The sequence below is a fragment of the Acidiferrobacter sp. genome, assembly GCF_054609335.1.
In genome coordinates this window covers 1-4,385 of sequence record NZ_JBTRWP010000093.1, presented here as the reverse complement: position 1 = coordinate 4,385, position 4,385 = coordinate 1, and the positions used below count along the sequence as shown (strand labels likewise).

Here is a 4,385-nt window from a genome sequence, read left to right as displayed (position 1 = left end):
ACAGCTCTGCAAGGATTAGACCATCATAGCGTCGAGTGTGCTATCACGGCGCTCTGGCGTTCAAAAGATCTGTGTAATAGATAGCATCATGCCGTGTTGGCCTTCAAAAGATGTGTGTAATAGATAGATTTCTGCCGACCCATCATTCTTCCAACCACTCCATTCCCGTCGTATCAGTTTAGCATCTTGAAGCGCTTGCACACCAAATTGATCTCGTCCAAAAAATGTCAGGAATGTTTTTATTGATTTTAGCCGTGCGGGCTTAGCCCTGGAACTTCGGGGTGCCGGGGTTTCGACGGGCAACCACCCGCTTGCGCTCTTGCGCTTGCCGGGCCTCGGCGACCAGCGCCATCGTGGATTCCCAATAGTTTCGGCAGAGATCTTGAAAACGGGACCGTTCCGCGTTTCGCGGTAATGCCCTGAGATCAGACAGGCTTTTAAGATCAGGAATGGTCTGTTGATAGTCCGATATCGCCTTCTTGTATTCCTGGCGACCTTCGGCTGGCACCACAATGGGTGGGAAGCCCGCGCGCAGGACCGGCAGATTAGCGAGTAGACGGGCCATGCGCCCGTTACCGTCAAAGAAGGGATGAATGGTGACGAAATCTAGATGCATATCGGCATAGGCGCTGGCCGCTGTGTCCGTTGTCAGAGGTTGGCCATACCAGACATTGAACGCATTGAGCCACTGACTCATCAGCGCCGGAACGTGCGCCGGTTCCGGAAATTCGCGCCAATGCTGACGACCATCAGGCCCCACCAGTGTCGTGAAATTGGCTTCGTTTTTCCAGGCCCCTACCGGCTTATAGATATCCATAATGGCTTCGGTAAGGACAACGCGATGCAAGGCAAAGATATCCGCGTCCTGCAGTTGAGTGACTTCCAGTAGGCGATAAATGACCTCGATACCCCGAGCGTGGCCGTAGACCTCCTGATGATCCCGCAGCGGCTTACCGGCGATCGTCAGACCCTCTTCCAGGACAAAAGCCGTGTCACCGAGCGTCAGCGTGTTCCCTTCAATGGCGGTGGACGCATGCGTCCACAGATTGCGGACCTGGGCCAGAAGAATGACCTTTATGTCCTCGTCGAGACCTGCGAAAAAGGGTTGCGGCCGGTCTGTCGTCACTTTACGGTTTATCCTGTATAGGGAGCCTAAAAACTGCGCAACAGTATATCACGCTCCACCGACAAACTCGGAGATCCCGACGTGATCGCTCTCTCATCGAGGCCGCTCTCCAGGCCTCATATCGTCCCTGCAATCTCATCCAAAACATCCTGTCATGTATCGCGCAGCCTGACGGGAATCGCGAGCATCAAGTTCAGGTCTTGGCCAAAACTCTCGACCGCGTAACCGGCCTTGCAGGCCGTGGGAAATGCCCTGTCCGGACTCAGGCCGTAGTGGGCAGCCACCATGGCGCAGGAGAAAGGCCGATAGGCGCTGCTTGGCCTGCCGCTCGAGGGCCTTGGTGTCTTCCCGGGCGCGGGTGAGGTCGCGCACCGCCTCTTGCTCGGGGCCTGGGACCCAGACTGCCGTGAGCTCGCCGGCGCGATGCAAGCGGGCGAGCGATTCGCTATCCCGGCGATCGGTCTTCACCCGATCCCCGGGCTTTACGGGGATGAGCGAGGGGGCGACGACCACGCAGTCGTGACCCAGATGGGTCAACTGCCGGTGGATGCCGTAGCCGCAGGGGCCGGCCTCGTAGCAGAACGACAGCACCTCACCGGCCGGGCTCAACTTCTTCACGAGCTTGGCCACCGCCTCCGGGGTGTTGGCGATCTCCCCGTAGTAGCGCGGCTTACTCTGGCCGGCCTCGGCAATAGCCACCGCTATCGTGTCCTTATGTGTATCCAAGCCTATGTACTTGCTAAACTTCGTCATGACCTGCCCCCTCAATTGTGGCTCTGAGCTGATGGTGGTTTTCCCGACCGTAAGCTTAATCCACGTCGCTTGAGGCCGGGCAGGTCAATACATCTACGATGTTCATGAGATCGCAGCCAAACACCAGGTCCACCCGAACCAGGTGACCCAATGGCGCCGGCAGTTGATCGACCAGGCGGCGAGCATTTTCGGCAAGCCCACGGGGACGACACCCACCAGCGATCGCGAGGCCTTGCTGGCCAAGATTGGAGAGCTTACGGTCCAGAACGATTTTTTCGTACGAGTGCTCGGCAAATGACCACGGCTGAGAGACTCCAACGGGTCGAGCGCGAGAATCCGGTGGTGCCGATCGCACGCCAATGCGCGTGGCTTGGCGTGCCCCGCTCGAGCGTGTATTACCAGGGGAGACCTGTGGTCTCCGAGGACGATCTGGCGCTCATGAAGCGGCTCGATGCCCTCCACCTCCAGCACCCCTTCCTGGGCTCGCGGCGCCTGCGGGACCGGCTCGAGCGCGACGGCGTGCTTGTGAACCGCAAGCGCATCCAGCGGCTCATGCATCGCCTGCGCGGTCCAGACGGAGGTTCAGTAACCCGCTTATGACACAAGCGTTCTCATCTACTATACAATGTAATTGCCATTGGCAAACTATTAACCATTCACCATGAGACGTGAGTCTTTATATCAAGGCAGGAGTGGCACAGCTTCCAGACCTTGCTCGCGGATCTGGCCACCGTGGTGCGTAATACTTGTCGTGTGCCGCATACAAACGGAGAGGGGTCGACCTTCCCGGTTCTCACTATTCCCAATGCCGCCCAAAAGCGGGCCTACGAACTGATCGAAACCACCCCGATGTAGACAGCATCCGGAACTCTGTTTTCAGGCGAGTTGATTGAAACATACGGAAACACTGCTTTGTGGACGGTGGAACTAATGACTAGTCTCTTCTGTTGGCATGGCCCGCTGTGTATTATAATGACCATTACTCTGGTCAGTGAGGCTTTCTTAATGGAGACCATCAGTCTGGTCGAGGCCAAGGCGCGATTGAGCGAAATCTTGAACATGGTCGAGGCGGGTGGGAAGGTGGTTATTACGCGCCACGGCAAGCCGGTCGCGCGTGTGGTGTCGGCGCATGGCTCGCTCAAACCCTTGCCGTCTTTAGCGGCCTTTCGGGCAAGCCTTCCTCGAGCACGGGCCTCAAGCGCGGAGATCCTGCGCGTTTTGCGCGACGAAGGCTATTGAGTGCTCTATCTCGACACGAGTTTCGTGGCCCCTGGTCATGCCTGAGGAGTCGAGCGACGCCGTGGAGGCGTTCCTTCGCGACGGCGAAGACGAACTTGCCACGTCCTAACGGACCCGGGTGGAGCTGGCACGCCTTGTGTCGCGGCGTGTGCGCATGGGCGAATTGACGAAGTGCTGGCAGAGGCCATTCGCAAGACCTTCGAGCAGCTCTTGGTGCAGTCGTTTGTTCTCCTCGCCCCGAGCGTCGCGGATTTCCTCACAGCCGCACAGTTTCTGGTTCCAGCGGATACGGGGCTTCGTGCCGGAGACGCGCTGCATCTTGCCATAGCCACAAACCACGGAGCGAAGAGGGTCTACACGCTCGACCGGGGCTTACTGAAAGCCGGGGAGCGGCTTAAGGTGCCCGTCAGTTCGAGGATTCGCTGGTAGTGGATTCGCGCAAGGTGCGAATCTTGGCCTATCGAGGGGCTTTGGTTTGTCGGATGCGAGCGATTGCAGCCTTTGGCGGCAATGAAGTTTCCGCGTATCCAGTCCCAATACGTAGTTCGGGGACTGGAAGCATGCCTCTGCTGCATGGCTTACGGAAACTGGTCGCAAGGTGTAGCCCCAGCCCGTTAAAGCTTCGATGTGTACGCCAAGCCCCCAACGCCTCCTCGTCTCCGTGAACGCGTAGACTAGCCACTGCCAACCTCATGGCGCCTCTCGATGGGACAGGTGGGGCGACAAAGTTTCTGGTTGCGGCGTTTCTCTGACGGCCCTAGACCCAGTAGCAGTATCGGCGGGACGGTCAAAAACGACGCGTATCAGTAAAAACAGTGCGTGGCCCTGATGGCCGGTAGGGCAACGACGGGACCGGAACGAGTGGTGTCTCGAAGGAAGTGAACCAGGACTTGCTCGGCCATAAATCGACGCGTATCACCGACCACTATTCGGCGACGGAACTCAGTCAGCTCATCGAGGCGGCCAATCGGGTCTGCGGGGTGGAGTCCCGCAAAAGTCCCGCACTCGTTTTGTTGAAACCGAAGGCTGCGGGAAAGTGTGTTGGAACTACTTGATTATAGAGGGGATGTTGGTCGGGGCGAGAGGATTTGAACCTCCGACCACCTGAACCCCATACACACAAACGCCCCATAGGAATCAATGCCTTAGAGCGTAACCCCTTCATATTACGACTTTAGTTGTCCAAGCCCTTCCTTCAGACGGACAGGACTTTCGGTACTCGGTGTACCAAAATTGTACCAAAACGATTGGCGGTCTTGCCTTGCCG

5 protein-coding genes and 1 pseudogene are annotated in these 4,385 nt (G+C 57.8%); 4 read left to right on the top strand and 2 right to left on the bottom strand.

Annotated features, from left to right (window positions below; genetic code table 11):
- Window positions 1-262: 262 nt before the first annotated feature.
- Complete coding sequence (locus ACYCTF_RS14125) at window positions 263-1,126, bottom strand: Fic family protein (protein ID WP_461279188.1); 864 nt, start codon at window positions 1,124-1,126, stop codon at window positions 263-265.
- A 282-nt stretch (window positions 1,127-1,408) separates the two neighbouring features.
- Window positions 1,409-1,879 (bottom strand): annotated as a pseudogene (locus ACYCTF_RS14120) (IS110 family transposase); the annotation flags it as partial.
- Window positions 1,880-2,021: 142 nt separating this feature from the next.
- Here ACYCTF_RS14120 and ACYCTF_RS14115 point away from each other — a divergent pair.
- The 4 genes from ACYCTF_RS14115 (at window position 2,022) to ACYCTF_RS14100 (ending at window position 3,547) form a co-directional block, all read left to right on the top strand.
- Complete coding sequence (locus tag ACYCTF_RS14115; protein WP_461285078.1) at window positions 2,022-2,177, top strand: transposase; 156 nt, start codon at window positions 2,022-2,024, stop codon at window positions 2,175-2,177.
- On the top strand, window positions 2,174-2,479 hold the full coding sequence (locus ACYCTF_RS14110; protein WP_114282846.1) for an IS3 family transposase: 306 nt from the start codon (window positions 2,174-2,176) through the stop codon (window positions 2,477-2,479). The genes ACYCTF_RS14115 and ACYCTF_RS14110 overlap by 4 nt, the downstream gene beginning before the upstream one ends.
- Before the next feature lie 405 nt (window positions 2,480-2,884).
- On the top strand, window positions 2,885-3,118 hold the full coding sequence (locus ACYCTF_RS14105) for a type II toxin-antitoxin system Phd/YefM family antitoxin (RefSeq protein ID WP_461285077.1): 234 nt from the start codon (window positions 2,885-2,887) through the stop codon (window positions 3,116-3,118).
- Window positions 3,119-3,289: 171 nt separating this feature from the next.
- On the top strand, window positions 3,290-3,547 hold the full coding sequence (locus tag ACYCTF_RS14100) for a type II toxin-antitoxin system VapC family toxin (protein WP_461285076.1): 258 nt from the start codon (window positions 3,290-3,292) through the stop codon (window positions 3,545-3,547).
- The last annotated feature ends 838 nt before the right edge of the window (window positions 3,548-4,385 follow it).